14 protein-coding genes are annotated in these 14102 nt (G+C 68.3%); 9 read left to right on the forward strand and 5 right to left on the reverse strand.

What is annotated here, in order from left to right; genetic code table 11:
• Positions 1–121: 121 nt before the first annotated feature.
• The gene (locus E3O47_RS06885) at positions 122–517 is read right to left on the reverse strand and encodes a DoxX family membrane protein (RefSeq protein WP_104102881.1); all 396 of its coding nucleotides are present in this window, start codon (positions 515–517) and stop codon (positions 122–124) included.
• A 97-nt stretch (positions 518–614) separates the two neighbouring features.
• Between E3O47_RS06885 and serA the strand changes: the two genes are divergently transcribed.
• The gene (gene serA / locus E3O47_RS06890) at positions 615–2207 is read left to right on the forward strand and encodes a phosphoglycerate dehydrogenase (protein WP_134419926.1); all 1593 of its coding nucleotides are present in this window, start codon (positions 615–617) and stop codon (positions 2205–2207) included.
• On the opposite strand, the gene E3O47_RS06895 is transcribed toward serA, so the two are convergent.
• Positions 2197–2790 (reverse strand): TetR/AcrR family transcriptional regulator, encoded by a 594-nt coding sequence (locus E3O47_RS06895; protein WP_104102886.1) that lies wholly within the window; start codon positions 2788–2790, stop codon positions 2197–2199. The genes serA and E3O47_RS06895 overlap by 11 nt on opposite strands.
• Positions 2791–2921: 131 nt before the next feature.
• Here E3O47_RS06895 and E3O47_RS06900 point away from each other — a divergent pair, with 131 nt between their 5' ends.
• Positions 2922–4409, forward strand: coding sequence for an MFS transporter (locus tag E3O47_RS06900; RefSeq protein ID WP_233191547.1), 1488 nt, complete (start codon positions 2922–2924; stop codon positions 4407–4409).
• Positions 4410–4496: 87 nt separating this feature from the next.
• On the opposite strand, the gene E3O47_RS06905 is transcribed toward E3O47_RS06900, so the two are convergent.
• Positions 4497–4748 (reverse strand): DUF6458 family protein, encoded by a 252-nt coding sequence (locus E3O47_RS06905; protein WP_104102889.1) that lies wholly within the window; start codon positions 4746–4748, stop codon positions 4497–4499.
• A 102-nt stretch (positions 4749–4850) separates the two neighbouring features.
• Between E3O47_RS06905 and E3O47_RS06910 the strand changes: the two genes are divergently transcribed.
• The 3 genes from E3O47_RS06910 to E3O47_RS06920 are packed head-to-tail and all read left to right on the forward strand — an operon-like array spanning position 4851 to position 7833.
• Complete coding sequence (locus E3O47_RS06910) at positions 4851–5924, forward strand: 3-isopropylmalate dehydrogenase (protein WP_134341803.1); 1074 nt, start codon at positions 4851–4853, stop codon at positions 5922–5924.
• Complete coding sequence (locus tag E3O47_RS06915) at positions 5921–7066, forward strand: branched-chain amino acid aminotransferase (protein ID WP_104102894.1); 1146 nt, start codon at positions 5921–5923, stop codon at positions 7064–7066. Before E3O47_RS06910 ends, E3O47_RS06915 begins: the two co-directional genes overlap by 4 nt.
• Positions 7063–7833 carry a fumarylacetoacetate hydrolase family protein gene (locus E3O47_RS06920; protein WP_134419928.1) on the forward strand — a complete coding sequence of 257 codons (771 nt, stop codon included), beginning with the start codon at positions 7063–7065 and terminating at the stop codon, positions 7831–7833. Before E3O47_RS06915 ends, E3O47_RS06920 begins: the two co-directional genes overlap by 4 nt.
• 3 nt (positions 7834–7836) lie before the next feature.
• Here the strand turns inward: E3O47_RS06920 and E3O47_RS06925 are convergent, their stop codons facing one another.
• On the reverse strand, positions 7837–8454 hold the full coding sequence (locus E3O47_RS06925) for a TetR/AcrR family transcriptional regulator (RefSeq protein WP_134419930.1): 618 nt from the start codon (positions 8452–8454) through the stop codon (positions 7837–7839).
• Positions 8455–8547: 93 nt separating this feature from the next.
• Between E3O47_RS06925 and E3O47_RS06930 the strand changes: the two genes are divergently transcribed.
• Both E3O47_RS06930 and E3O47_RS06935 read left to right on the forward strand, forming a co-directional pair.
• Positions 8548–9573 carry an NADP-dependent oxidoreductase gene (locus E3O47_RS06930; RefSeq protein ID WP_104102898.1) on the forward strand — a complete coding sequence of 342 codons (1026 nt, stop codon included), beginning with the start codon at positions 8548–8550 and terminating at the stop codon, positions 9571–9573.
• A gap of 48 nt (positions 9574–9621) precedes the next feature.
• Complete coding sequence (locus E3O47_RS06935; RefSeq protein ID WP_134419932.1) at positions 9622–10329, forward strand: type 1 glutamine amidotransferase domain-containing protein; 708 nt, start codon at positions 9622–9624, stop codon at positions 10327–10329.
• A gap of 61 nt (positions 10330–10390) precedes the next feature.
• Here E3O47_RS06935 and E3O47_RS06940 read toward each other — a convergent pair whose 3' ends face one another.
• Entirely contained in the window at positions 10391–11482 is a 1092-nt protein-coding gene (locus E3O47_RS06940; protein WP_134416008.1) for an aminotransferase class V-fold PLP-dependent enzyme, read from the reverse strand.
• 81 nt (positions 11483–11563) lie between these two features.
• On the opposite strand from E3O47_RS06940, the gene E3O47_RS06945 reads away from it, so the two are divergent.
• Positions 11564–12550, forward strand: a complete 987-nt coding sequence (locus E3O47_RS06945) for a LysR family transcriptional regulator (RefSeq protein WP_241986108.1) — start codon at positions 11564–11566, stop codon at positions 12548–12550.
• A gap of 11 nt (positions 12551–12561) precedes the next feature.
• A complete protein-coding gene (gene gltX, locus E3O47_RS06950; protein ID WP_104102905.1) occupies positions 12562–14082 on the forward strand; it encodes a glutamate--tRNA ligase in 1521 nt (506 codons plus the stop codon).
• The last annotated feature ends 20 nt before the right edge of the window (positions 14083–14102 follow it).

A 14102-nucleotide genomic window follows, 5' to 3' on the forward strand; every position in this document is an offset into this window, starting at 1 on the left:
GAGATGTTGCTCTCAACAGCGCGTTTGGGTTCAAAAACGGGTGTTTGACCCAAAATCTCCGTCGAATTGGTTCGACACCGGGCAGGGCGCTCCGCCTGTGGTGCACGGCGTCGCCTGGCGCTCAGGCGATCGCGACGACGATCAGCCCCATCAGCACGAGCTGCCCGGTCAGCCGCGGCACGAGGGGGATCGCGGCCACGCCGAAGCGGTCCGGGTAGCGCGCGGCGAAGGCGTTGGCGGGGAAGATCGCCGCCAAGAACACGATCAGGCAGACGCCGGCCGTCACGATCGTGGGTGGATACAGCAGTCCGAGCCCGCCCGCGATCTCGCAGACTCCGGTGAGGATGACGAGGTTGCCGGGGCGAAGCATCCCGGTCGTTCGCAGCCGTGGCGGGATCATCGCCCTCATCGTGCGCGCCACACCCGGCACGAAATGTGCGATGCCGGCGCCGATGAAGACCACCGCCAGCACGATGCGCACGGCGAACTGGAGGTCGGGGAATGTAACGCTGCTCATGGCCCTATTCTCCAGCCGATAGAGTGATTTCATATCTGGCGCCCCACGGTCGCGGCGCAAGCCATGCTTTTCTGCTGCAATCGGAGGATCCGTTTTCGTGTCAAAACCTGTTGTCCTAATCGCTGAAGAATTATCGCCTGCCACCGTCGACGCCCTCGGGCCCGACTTCGAGGTCCGCTCCGTAGACGGCACTGACCGGGTCGCGCTACTCGCCGGACTGGCCACGGCGCATGCCGTTCTGGTGCGCTCCGCCACGAAGGTGGACGCGGAGGCAATCGCCGCCGCACCGTTACTGAAGGTCATCGCCCGCGCGGGCGTCGGCCTCGACAACGTCGACATTAAAGCGGCCACGGCTGCGGGCGTCATGGTCGTCAATGCCCCGACCTCCAATATTATTTCCGCCGCAGAACTGACCGTCGGGCACATCATCAGCCTGGCCCGTCACATCCCGGCCGCCCACGGCGCGCTGGCGCAGGGGCAGTGGAAGCGCTCCAAGTACACCGGCGTCGAGCTCTACGAAAAGACCATCGGCATCATCGGCCTCGGCCGCATCGGCGCCCTCATCGCGGCGCGGATGCAGGCCTTCGGCACGAACATCATCGCCTACGACCCCTACATCACTTCCGCCCGCGCCCAGCAGCTCGGCGTGGTTCCGGTCAGCCTCGATGATCTCCTTGCACAGTCGGACTTCATCACCATCCACATGCCCAAGACGCCCGAAACCAACGGCATGATCGGCGCCGAACAGTTCAAGCTGATGAAGCCCACCGCGTTCGTCGTCAACGTGGCCCGCGGCGGCCTCATCAACGAGAACGACCTCTACGACGCCCTCACGGCCGGCACGATCGCCGGCGCCGGCCTCGATGTGTTCGTCAACGAGCCGCCGACCGGGTCGAAGCTGCTCGGCCTCAACAACATCATCACCACGCCTCACCTCGGCGCCTCCACGGACGAAGCCCAGGAAAAGGCCGGCGTCTCCGTCGCCAAGTCGGTTCGCCTCGCCCTGTCGGGGGAGCTCGTCCCCGACGCGGTCAACGTCGCCGGAGGCGTTATCGACCCCTACGTGCGCCCCGGCATCCCGCTGGTGGAGAAGCTCGGCCAGGTCTTCTCCGGTCTCGGCGCCCACAGCCCGCTGACCAGCGTCGACGTCGAGGTGCGCGGCGAGCTCGCCGACTATGACGTGAGCGTGCTCCGGCTCGCCGCGCTCAAGGGCATTTTCACCAATGTCGTCAGCGAGACCGTGTCCTACGTCAACGCGCCGTTGCTTGCCGAGCAGCGCGGCGTCGCGGTGCGCATGATCACCGACAAGGAGTCGCCGGAGTACCGCAACGTCATCACGCTGCGTGGCGCCCTCGCGGACGGCTCGCAGGTATCGGTGTCCGGCACCCTGACCGGCACCAAGCAAATCGAGAAGATCGTCGAGATCAACGGCTACGACGTCGAGGTTCCGTTCGACGACCACCTGATCGTGATGCTCTACACGGACCGTCCGGGAATCGTGGCCGTCTACGGCCGCGAATTCGGCGACGCCCAGATCAACATCGCGGGCATGCAGATCGCCCGCCACGTGGCTGGCGGCAAGGCCCTAAGCGTACTGACGGTCGACTCGCCCGTTCCGGCGAGCCTGCTGGCCACGGTGCGCGACGCGATCTCGGCCGAGGCCATGATCGAAATCTCCATCACCGAATAGCAGTTCCGTCGGTCATCCGCCCGATCACCGCGAGCAACCGGTCCAACCTCGTCGTCGATGTGTCATCGACGGCAGGCTGGCCGGGGCTCGCGAGGGTGGATTCGTAGTACAGCCCGTCACTGACGAGCATGATCACCTCGGCCACGTCCGGGTCTCCCACCGCCTCCTCGATGACGCTCAGCCACTGGCGTCGAGTTGCGGCCAGGGCCGCATTGGCCAACGGATGTGCCCCCTGCGCGAGCCTGACGGCCGCACCGATCGACTGGTCGAGCACCGTCCCCTCGCTCATCGACGTGCGGATCAGGTAGTCGACCGCTCCGGCCGAGGCCGCTCGAATTTGTTCGACATCGTCGGCGACGAGCGCGTCGAGCCGGGCCAGGAGTCCCTCCACGAGCGCGTCTTTCGACCCGAAGTGGTAGAGCAGGCCGCCCTTGGAAAGGCCAGCCGCCACCGCCACCGCCTCGAGGGTGGCCGCCCGCTCGCCCTGGTCGATCAGGAGGTGCGCGAACGCGTCCAGGATGCGATCGCGCGTGGGGGAGAGGCGGGGCACGTTCCGGGCCGGGGCTGCGGTTTTAGAGCTCATGGTGCTACTATACCGTCTGGACGGTTTACTGTACCGTCTGGACGGTGCAGCATCCGTCCCTGGAGCCGAAAGAAGTCGTTCCCGTGTCGAATACCGTCCGAGAGACCACCCCCGTCATCGCCGTCAGCCGTGTGCTCAGCCCCCGCCGCCGGTGGTGGGCGCTCGTCGTGCTCATGCTGCCCGTGCTCCTGGTCTCGATCGACAACACGGTGCTCAACCTCGCCCTGCCGGCCATTTCCGAGGACCTGCGGCCGACCGGCACGCAGCTGCTCTGGGTAATCGACATCTACCCGCTCATGCTCGCCGGCCTCCTAGTGGCCATGGGCAGCCTCGGTGACCGGATCGGGCGCCGCCGGCTGCTGCTGATCGGCTCCGCCGGGTTCGGCGCCGTTTCCGTGGTGGCCGCCTTCGCCCCAAGCGTCGAGTGGTTGATCATCGACCGCGCCGTGCTGGGCTTCTTCGGCGCCATGCTGATGCCGCCGACGCTGTCGCTGCTCCGCTCCGTCTTCACCGACCGCAACCAGCGGCGGCTGGCGATCGCGATCTGGGCGAGCGGTTTCGCCGCAGGCAGCGCGCTCGGCCCCGTGGTGGGCGGCGTGCTGCTGGAGCACTTCGCCTGGGGCTCGGTCTTCCTGCTCGCGGTGCCGCTGCTCCTGCCGCTGCTGGTTCTCGGGCCCCTGCTCGTGCCGGAGTCCCGCGACCCGAACCCCGGACGCATCGACGCGCCGAGCATCGCGCTCTCGCTGGCGACCATGCTGCCGGTCGTCTACGGGATCAAGGCCCTGGCGGAGCACGGACCCACGCCCTTCTCGCTCGGCCCGATCGTGCTCGGACTCGCCGCAGGCGTGGTCTTCGTGCGCCGCCAGCCCCGGCTGACGCACCCGATGATCGACCTCGGGCTGTTCCGCCAGGGGGCCTTCAGCGGGGCGATCGGCGTCAACCTGCTGAGCGTCGTGGCTCTCGTCGGCGGCCTGTTCTTCGTCTCCCAGTACCTGCAGCTCGTACTGGCCCTCTCGCCTCTGGAGGCGGGTCTGGTGCTCGTGCCGGGACTGGCGGCGATGATCGTGTCCGGCCTCGTCATCGTGCCCATCGCCCGGCGCGTGCGGCCGTCGATCGTCGTTCCGGTGGCACTGCTGATCTCGGCCGTCGGCTACGCGGCCGCCGCCCTGGGCGGGGGAGACCTCGACGCGGTCGGCATCGCGCTCGTCTTCGTGGCCCTCGGGATCGGGATCGGCGCGGCCGAGACGGTCTCGAACGAACTGATCGTGGCGAACGCCCCGGCGGCCAAGATGGGGGCGGCATCCGCTGTCGGCGAGACGGCCTATGAACTGGGCGCCGTGCTCGGCACGACCATCCTCGGTACCATCCTGACGGCGTCGTACCGCAGTGCGGTCGTGTTGCCGGAGGCCCTCACCGCGGCGCAGAGCGCGGCAGCGGCGGAGACCCTCGGCGGTGCGGTGGCCGTGGCCGACGGGCTGCCCTCCGGCCTGGCAAACGTGCTGCTCTCGTCGGCCCGCGATGCCTTCACCAGCGGAATTGGGCCCACGGCCTGGATCGGTACCATTCTGGTGCTGGCGGCGGCGTTGGTGGCGCTGGTCACCCTGCGTAAGGCGACCTGATCACCTGGGCCGCCGCCGGCGCAGGCCGGTGCCGGGGCGCGTGTCGACGTCGACCTCGACACGGGCCCCGGCACGACGGACGTCGACCTAGACGTCGTCGACGGAACGCTTCTGCGACGTGACCTGTTCCCCGCTCGCTTGGTCGACGGCGCTGCGGGTCGTGGTGATGCTGCTGCGCTTGCGGGTCAGCAAGACGATGCCGATGACCATGATGACAGCACCGGCGCCCATCAGGATGTAGCCGACCAGCTCGATGTCCATCCACTCGACGGTCACGTTCAGGGCGAACACCATGATGGCGCCGACGACAAGAAGGAAGATTCCCAATCCGAGACTCATGCGAAACTGCTTTCTATTGGTTGTCAGGAGTTGACCAGCTTAGACACTCGTTGCGTCGCAGTAGGGTTTATCTACAGCCAACTTTCAGACATACGGAGTCGAATGTCCCCTCTCATCAAGCTTGCTGTCATTCCCGGCGACGGGATCGGCCCCGAGGTCGTCGCCGAAGCGGTCAAGGTTCTCGAGGCGGCCACGTCTGCCGACGACGTCACCTTCGACGCAACCTGGTTCTCCCTCGGCGCCGCACGGTTCCTGGAAACCGGCGATGTGCTGACCGATGACGACCTCGCGGCGATCGCCGGCCACGACGCCATCCTGCTCGGCGCCGTCGGCGGCGTGCCGGGGGACCCCCGCCTCGCCAACGCGAATATCGAGCGCGGCCTGCTGCTCAAGTTACGCTTCTCGCTCGACCACTACGTGAACCTGCGCCCGAGCGTTCTCTACCACGGCGTGCCCAGCCCGCTGGCGTCTCCGGGCACCGTCGACTTCGTCGTCGTGCGCGAGGGCACAGAGGGTCCCTACGTGGGCAACGGCGGAGCGATCCGCCAGGGTACCGCGCACGAGGTGGCCAACGAGGTCTCCGTCAACACGGCCTTCGGCGTCGAACGCGTGGTGCGCTACGCCTTCGCCCAGGCCCAGGGTCGGCCCCGCCGCCACCTCACACTCGTGCACAAGACCAATGTGCTCGTCTTCGCGGGCAGCCTGTGGCAGCGGATCGTCACCGCCGTCGCAGCCGAATACCCCGAGGTGACCGTCGACTACCTGCACGTCGACGCGGCCACGATTTTCCTGGTCTCAAATCCGAGTAGATTTGACGTCATCGTCACGGACAACCTCTTCGGCGACATCCTCACCGATCTCGCGGCGGCAATCAGCGGCGGCATCGGCCTTGCGGCCTCCGGGAACATTAACCCTGAGGGCAGGTTCCCCAGCATGTTCGAGCCGGTTCACGGTTCGGCACCGGACATCGCGGGCAAACAACTGGCTGACCCCACGGCGGCCATCCTGTCGGTGGCGCTACTCCTGGAGCACTTCGGACTCACGGATGCCGCGGCCCGGGTGACTGCCGCCGTGACCGCCGACATCGTGGCCCGGGCGGCTCTCGACACACCCCGGAGCACCAGCGCCGTGGGCGACGCCATCGTGACTCGACTGACAGACAAGGGAATCCAATGAGCCAGCCAGCGCCCCCGACGACATCCGGAACCGCCACCTTCCCGCTGAAATTCAGCCTGACGCCGTCGACCGCGGCCCGCACGAAGATCGAGCGCGAAGAGATCCTCGTCGATCCCGGCTTCGGCAAGAAGTTCACCGACCACATGGTCGCCATCGACTGGACCCTCGACGCGGGCTGGCACAACGCCCGGGTCATGCCCTACGGTCCGCTGCACCTCGACCCGGCCTCCTCGGTGCTGCACTACGGCCAGGAGATTTTCGAGGGGCTGAAGGCCTACCGTCACGCCGACGGGTCGATCTGGACCTTCCGCCCGGAGAAGAATGCAGAGCGCCTGCAGCGCTCCGCACGCCGCCTGGCACTGCCGGAACTCTCCGAGGCCGACTTCATCGAATCGATCCGGCAGCTCGTGGCCGTAGACGGCGACTGGGTGCCCTCCGCTGCGGAGACCAGCCTCTACCTGCGCCCGTTCATGATCGCCAACGAGAGCTTCCTCGGCGTGCGGGCCGCGCACCAGGTCGGTTACTACGTGATCGCCAGCCCGGCCGGCGCCTACTTCGCAGACGGTGTGGCCCCGATCAAGATCTGGCTCTCGACCGAGTACTCCCGCGCCGGCCGCGGCGGCACCGGCGCGGCCAAATGCGGCGGCAACTACGCCGCCAGCCTGCTGCCTCAGATGCAGGCTTATGACAACGGCTGCGCCCAGGTGCTCTTCCTCGACGGGGAGACCAGCAGCCGCATCGACGAACTCGGCGGCATGAACGTGTTCTTCGTTCATGGCACCGACACGCTCGTCACCCCGCGCTTGACCGGCGCGATCCTCGAGGGCGTTACCCGCGACAGCATCATCCAGCTCGCCCGGGACCGAGGCCTGACCGTGGAGGAGCGCGACGTGACCCTCGGCGAATGGCAGGACGGTGTCGCATCCGGTGCCATCACCGAGGTGTTCGCCTGCGGCACGGCCGCCGTCGTCACCCCGATCTCGCAGCTCAAGGGCCCGAACCTCTCCATCGGCGACCCGGATGGCCCGGCCGGCCAGATCACGATGGCGCTCCGCCAGGAGCTGACCGACATTCAGTACGGCCGCCTGCCCGACCGCCACGGCTGGCTCACCCGGCTCGACGCCCCGGTGGGACCCGCGTGAAAATCGCACGGTTCAGTAACGAGGGACGTATCTCGTTCGGCATCGTCGACGACGACGAGATCGTCGTTTTAAAGGGCGACCCGATGTTCGCGGGCTATGACCCGTCCGGGGAGCGCGTGGCCCTGCGCGACGTGAAGCTGCTCGCCCCGGTGATCCCGCGGTCGAAGATCGTGGGCATGGCGTGGTCCTACTTCGCCAACGCGGCCGAGCAGTCCACCGCGGCCCGCTCGCCCGGTGAGCCCAGGTTTTTCCTCAAGCCGAACACCTGCGTCGTCGGCCCCGGCGACCCGATCACCGTGCCGGTGTCCACGGACAACGTGCACGTCGAGGGCGAGCTCGCGATCGTGATCGGCAAGATCACCCGCAACGTGTCCGTCGACGCCGCCGAGGACTCCATCTGGGGCTACACGGTAGCAAACGATGTCACCGCCCGCGATCTGCAGGAGCGCGACGGCGACCTCACACGGGCCAAAAGCTTCGACTCGTTCTGCCCGCTCGGACCGGTCATCGACACCGAATACGATTGGACCGCGTTGACCATCGAGTCCCGCATCAACGGCGAGGTCTTCCAGAAGGGCAATGCGACGCTGCTCAAGTACACCGTTGCTGAGATGATCTCCTTCGTCTCCAGCGTGTTCACCCTGCTGCCGGGCGACGTCATTCTGACGGGTGCCCCAGACCGGTCCGCCTCCGTCGTGCATGGTGACGCCGTGCAGGTGGAGATCGCCGGCATCGGCGTGCTGACGAATCCGGTGCGGCGCGCCTGATCGTCAGGCGTCGGTTGCGGCGTGCACGGGAAACCAGGACCGGATTTGCTCCGTCGCCGTATCCAGCAACGCCACCGATTCGGTCGCGTTGACCCGGGCGAGCAGCATGGCGCTCATGCCGAGCGAAGCCAGGGTGCGGGCGCGTTCCGGCGCGCGGTCCGGCGCGCTTCCTCCGGCCGCGGTCCCGGCCGCCCGGAGGGCGTCCTGAAGGGTGTCCGTCAGCTCGGACCGGTAGCCCTCCACGACCTGGCGGGCCAAGTCGTCGTGCCCGGCGAGGCCTGCGGCGCAGTTCACCAGCAGGCAGCCGCGGCGCGGGGAGTCCTCCGGCAGGGCGGAGACCGCCGACCTGAGTTCGCTGAAGTAGGCCAGCAGCGAGGCCCGGCCGATCCCCGGCCCGGTCAGGGTCCGCAATCTCGGGCGGATGACGGAGGCCTGGTAGTCCTCGACGGCGGCGTCGAACAGGCCACGCTTGCTGCCGAAGGCATGGTAGAGGCTGGATCGCCGGAGACCGGTCGCATCTTCGAGGTCGGCGAGCGAGGTAGCCTCGAAGCCCTTGTCCCAGAACTGGTCCCTGGCCGCCTGGACGACGGTCGTGCGCTCGAAACTCTGCAGCCGCCCCATGGTGTTTCCTCCGTTTTCGCTGTGAGTGGTTTTGTGTATCGCTCAGTACACAATATATTAAAACATTCGTTACAAAGAAGCAGAGGAGCCGCCATGGCCTCGTCCATCACCATCACCAGCACCCAGATCCAGCTTGTCGCCCGCCCCACCGGCTGGCCAACGGATGCCGACTTCGGCACCATCCGCATCGACCTGCCCGAGCTGACCCCCGGTCAGGTTCGCGTGGCCAACGAGTTCGTCTCGGTCGACCCCTACATGCGCGGCCGGATGAACGACGCCAAGTCCTACTCCGCCCCCTACGCTCTCAACGAGACGATGACGGGCGGGGCCGTCGGCCGCGTCGTCGCATCCGCCTCTGACGCGGTTGCCGTCGGCGACGTGGTCGTGCACCAGTTCGGCTGGCGCGACCTGGTACAGGAGGAGGCCTCCGGCTTCCGCGTCGTCCCGGAAATCCCCGGCGTGCCTCTCTCCGCCTACCTCGGCGTTCTGGGCATGACCGCACTCACCGCCTACGTGGGCCTGCTCGAGGTGGCCGGGCTCACGGAAGGCGACACCGTTTTCGTTTCCGGCGCGGCCGGGGCCGTAGGCAGCATGGTCGGCCAGATCGCCCGTCTCAAGGGCGCGAAGCGCGTGATCGGTTCCGCCGGGTCGGCCGAGAAGGTTGCCCTGCTGACCGAGAAGTACGGCTTCGACGCCGCCTTCAACTACAAGGACGGCGACATCGCCAAGCAGCTCGCCGCCGCGGCTCCGGACGGCATCGACGTCTACTTCGACAACGTCGGCGGCGAGCACCTCGAGGCGGCACTGGCCAGCTTCAACGACGGCGGACGCGCCGCCCTCTGTGGCGCGATCTCCGTCTACAACAACACCGAGGCGACCGGCGGCCCGCGCAACCTGGCGAACATGATCGGTCGCGGGCTGACCCTCAAGGGCTTCATCGTGGGCAACTACGTGCAGCATTTCCCCGCGTTCTCGGCCGACATGGCCGGCTGGCTCGCCGCGGGCGACGTCGTCTTCGACGAGACCGTGGTCGACGGGATCGACCACGCGGTCGACGCCTTCCTCGGCCTCATGCGTGGCGAGAACACCGGCAAGATGGTCGTCCGCACGAACGTCTGACTTTCCCGACAGCATCCATTTCACACGATCACACACTCTGGAGAACCCATGAATTCCGTACTTTTTGTCGTCAGCGCCGCCGATCACTGGACCCTCAACGACGGCAGCCTGCACCCCACCGGCTACTGGGCCGAAGAGCTCGCCGAACCGCACCGCCTGTTCACCGAGGCCGGCTGGCGGATCACCATCGCGACGCCCGGCGGCGTCGCCCCCACCATCGACGCGGGAAGCCTGGCACCCCAGGCGGCCGGCGGGGAAGACCGGGCCGCGGCCATCGTCGCCTACCTCGACACCATCGGCAGTGAACTCGACGAGCCCCGCTCGATCAGTGACATCACGGTCGCCGACTACGACGTCGTCTTCTACCCCGGCGGCCACGCCCCGATGGAGGACCTGGCCGTCGACGCCGACTCCGGACGTATCATGACCGAAGCCCTCGACTCCGGAACGATTCTCGGCGTGCTCTGCCACGCCCCGGCCGCCATGCTCGCCGCCCAGCGAGCCGACGGCAGCTGGCCCTTCACCGGCTACCGCATGACCGGCTTCACCGATGAGGAGGAGACTCTCGGCGGCCTCGCCCCCAAGGCGCCGTGGCTCGTGCAGAGCCGCCTGGTCGCGCTGGGCGCCGACTTCGTCGCCGGCGCAGCCTGGGCCGAGCACATGGAGATCGACCGCAACCTGTACACCGGCCAGAATCCGGCTTCCTCCGCTGCTCTCGCCGGCGCGATCATCACCGCCGTCACCGCACAGAAGTAGTCGAGTCGCCGCGAGGCCCTCTGGCCGAGCAGGCCCTGCGGTCGCGCCCGTCGTGACCCGGCTACGGACGCAGGGCGCGCAGGGCGTCGGCGACGTCGTCCTCGTCATTCCACAGGTGGAAGGCGACGCGGGCCCGCCCGGCCCTGCGCGACGCGGTGAGACCGGCCCGGGTGAGGCGTTCAAGGTCGGTGCCGTCGGCATCCGGCCAGGTCACGATCGACTGCCCGGCCGGGGCGAGCCCGAGCCCGGCGCAGAGCGCGTCGCCCAGCGCCACCGCGTGGTCGCGCACCGTCGACAGGTCGAGCCGCCCGAACAGCTCCAGTGCGGGTTCGGCGCCCACCCAGGAGTTCCAGGCCGGGGAGACGTCGAATCGGCGCGCATCAGCCGCAAGGTTCATGTCCGGTCCGTAACAGGAGGCCCACGGGTCCCGGCCGGCATACCAGCCCGCCTGCACCGGGTGCAGCAGTACGGCCAGCCGCTCGGCCACGGTCAGGAAGGCCACGCCGCGCGGGGCGCAGAGCCACTTGTAACTGTGGCAGATAGAGGCGTCGAAGACGGATGCGTCCACCGGCATCCACCCGGCGGCCTGCGTCGTGTCGCAGAGGGTGAAGCACCCGTGAGCACGGGCGGCGGCCACGATCCCCGCGGTGTCGGCGACGGCACCGGTGGCGGACTGCACGAGCGAGAACGCCACAAGCCAGGTGTCGGCGGTGATCCCGACGGCCAGCTCGGCCAGAGGCAGGTGCCGCACGGTGACCCCGCGGTGCGCCTGGCTGAGGAACGGGAACACCATCGAGCTGAAATCGCCATCGACGCAGAGCACCTCGGCGCCGTCGGGAACGCTCGCGGCGAGCAGGCCGGCCAGCACGGACGCCTGAGACCCGATCGCGACCCGGCTCACCGGAACAGCGACGAGTCTGGCATACGCGTGCCGGACCCGTTCGACCACGGCGGCGTACCCCGCCGCCGACGCGGTGCCCAGCGCCCAGGCGTCGGCGTCCAGGCGCAGGGCCGCTTCCGTTTCCCGGGTCGGCAGCCCGAGCGTGCAGGCCGCCAGATAGCCGCGGCCGCCCCGGAACCGCTCGCGCGCCTCGCGCACGCCGATGCGGGCCGGCAGCGTCGAACGGGACGCGGAAGAGTCGCTCTGGATCATTTCTCCAGCATGCGACCGGCCTATTCATTTGACAATAACCAGTAGCTGAGGCAATCCATAAGCATCAGTTATGATCACTTCGTGCCCGCCATCGTCCAGCCCGAACTCGACTCCACCATGCTGCGCGTCGTGGGTGCGCTCGCCGACTGCGGCTCGATCACGGCGGCCGCGGCGGCGCTCGGCTACAGCCAGCCCGCCGTGAGCCAGCAGCTTAGACGGCTCGAGCAGCGCATCGGGATGGCCGTGATCGAACGCATCGGCCGCGGCGTGCGGCTCACCGAGACCGGCCGGCTGCTCGCCCGGCACGCCGCCATCGTGAGCGGGGCCCTGGACGCCGCCGCGGGGGAATTGTCCGAGCTGCGCGGCCTGCGCGCGGGCCGGGTGCGTCTGGCGGCGTTCCCCTCCGCCTCGGCGACCATTGTGCCGCGCCTGCTCGCTGACCTGCAGCGCCGCCATCCGGGAGTCAGCGTCACCTACCTTGAGGCCGAGCCGCCCGAAGCCGTGGCTCTGGTGCGCCAGAATCAGGCCGATCTGGCGATCACGTTCAGCTACCCCGGCGACCGGGTCGACCCTCACCGGGACAGCGCCGAGGGCCTCGTCGTGACCCGGCTCCGCCGGGACGAGATGATGCTCGTGCTGCCGGCCGGACACGCCCTGGCCAAAAACAGCGCAGTCGACCTCGGCGACCTGGCCGAGGAGAATTGGATCGGCGGATGTCCTCGGTGCCGCGGCCACCTGCTGGAGCTTTGCGGTCACAACGGTTTCACGCCCCGCATCTCTTACGAGACCGACAACGCGGCCGCCGTGCTCGGCCTCGTGGCGGCCGGCATCGGGGTGGCGATGCTGCCCGCGCTTGCCCTCGACTCCGTCGGCGCGCAGCCTCTCGTCGCCATCCGGCCCACCCGCGGCCGCGACCACCGCACCCTGCACACGGTCACGGTCACTGGGTCCGCGGGCGTGGCGGCCATTGCCGTCACCCTGCGCCGGCTCGCCGCGCTGGCCGGACCGGACGCGCCATCCGCGGCGCCACCCGTATCCCCACCCGCGCCCTCACCCGGAGGCAACTAGAATCGGGGGTGATGTCTGAGACAATTGCGCACCCGTTTTCCACTGCCACCGGCACCGACGTTCGCGTTCGGTTCTGCCCCTCGCCGACCGGAACGCCGCACGTCGGTCTGATCCGCACGGCGCTCTTCAACTGGGCTTACGCCCGGCACACCGGCGGCACGTTCATCTTCCGGATCGAAGACACCGATCCGGCCCGCGATACCGAGGAGAGCTTCGTGCAGCTCCTCGACGCGCTGCACTGGCTGCGCCTGGACTGGGACGAGGGCGTCGAGGTCGGCGGACCGCACGCTCCCTACCGCCAGTCCGAGCGCTACGACATCTACCGTGACGTGATCGAGCAGCTCAAGGCGTCCGGTCACATTTACGAGAGCTTCGCCACCGGCGAGGAGATCGAGGTGCGAAACGTCGCCCTCGGCCGCGACCCGAAGGCCGGATACGACAACTTCGAGCGCGACCTCAGCGATGAGAAGAAGGCGGCCTTCCGTGCAGAGGGCCGCTCGCCGGCGCTCCGCCTCAAGGTGCCCGACACGGACATCTCCTTCGACGACCTGGTTCGCGGCGAGATCACCTTCCCGGCCGGCTCGTTCAGCGACTTCGTCGTCGTGCGGCCCAACGGGCATCCGTTGTACCCGTTCGTGAACCCGGTCGACGACGCCATGATGGGCGTCACCCACGTGCTGCGCGGCGAAGACCTGCTCTCCTCCACGCCGCGCCAGATCGCCCTGTACCACGCGCTGATCGACATCGGACTGGCCACGTTCGTGCCGCGTTTCGGGCACATGCCCTACGTCATGGGCGAGGGCAACAAAAAGCTCTCCAAGCGCGACCCCGAGTCCAACCTGTTCCACCACCGCGCCCGCGGCTTCGTTCCCGAGGGACTGGTCAACTACCTGTCGCTGCTCGGCTGGTCCCTCTCCAGCGACCGCGACGTGTTCACGATCGATGAGATGATCGCCGCGTTCGACGTCGTCGACGTGCTGCCGAACCCGGCCCGCTTCGACCTCAAGAAGGCCGAGTCGCTCAACGGCGACCACATCCGGCTGCTCGACCCGGCCGATTTCGCCGCCCGGGTCATCCCGTACCTGGTGGCCGCCGGCGACGTGACCGAACCACTCAGCGAGGTGCAGCAGGCTATTCTCGAGGCCGCCGCACCGCTAGTGCAGGAACGCATCGCCCTGCTCGGCGAGGCACCCGGCATGCTCGGTTTCCTGTTCATCGGCGGCGACTCGCTGGCCTACCAGCCGGATGCCCTCGCCTCGCTCCCGCAGAACACGCGCGAGATCCTCGCCACGTCCACGGCAGCGCTGCTCGACATTCCCGAAGCGGAATGGACGCACGACCGCGTGCACACCACCCTGACCGAGACGCTGATCGACGGGCTCGCGCTCAAGCCGCGCGTGGCCTTCGGCCCCCTGCGGGTCGCGGTCTCCGGCCGGCGCATCTCGCCGCCGCTGTTCGAATCGATGGAGATCCTGGGCAAGGCGGAGTCCGTGCTGCGTCTTGCACGTCTGGCTGCCACCACTCTCGAGTGACTTGCCGCGCGGTGTCGGGC

This window comes from Cryobacterium sp. TMT2-17-1 (genome assembly GCF_004402765.1).
Taxonomy (GTDB): domain Bacteria; phylum Actinomycetota; class Actinomycetes; order Actinomycetales; family Microbacteriaceae; genus Cryobacterium; species Cryobacterium sandaracinum.

Coding starts and splice junctions, on each gene's coding strand:
- E3O47_RS06885 (WP_104102881.1), bottom strand. CDS start 517: ATGAGCAGCGTTACATTCCCCGACCTCCAGTTCGCCGTGCGCATCGTG.
- E3O47_RS06895 (WP_104102886.1), bottom strand. CDS start 2,790: ATGAGCTCTAAAACCGCAGCCCCGGCCCGGAACGTGCCCCGCCTCTCC.
- E3O47_RS06905 (WP_104102889.1), bottom strand. CDS start 4,748: ATGAGTCTCGGATTGGGAATCTTCCTTCTTGTCGTCGGCGCCATCATG.
- E3O47_RS06910 (WP_134341803.1), top strand. CDS start 4,851: ATGTCCCCTCTCATCAAGCTTGCTGTCATTCCCGGCGACGGGATCGGC.
- E3O47_RS06915 (WP_104102894.1), top strand. CDS start 5,921: ATGAGCCAGCCAGCGCCCCCGACGACATCCGGAACCGCCACCTTCCCG.
- E3O47_RS06925 (WP_134419930.1), bottom strand. CDS start 8,454: ATGGGGCGGCTGCAGAGTTTCGAGCGCACGACCGTCGTCCAGGCGGCC.
- E3O47_RS06930 (WP_104102898.1), top strand. CDS start 8,548: ATGGCCTCGTCCATCACCATCACCAGCACCCAGATCCAGCTTGTCGCC.
- E3O47_RS06935 (WP_134419932.1), top strand. CDS start 9,622: ATGAATTCCGTACTTTTTGTCGTCAGCGCCGCCGATCACTGGACCCTC.
- E3O47_RS06940 (WP_134416008.1), bottom strand. CDS start 11,482: ATGATCCAGAGCGACTCTTCCGCGTCCCGTTCGACGCTGCCGGCCCGC.
- gltX (WP_104102905.1), top strand. CDS start 12,562: ATGTCTGAGACAATTGCGCACCCGTTTTCCACTGCCACCGGCACCGAC.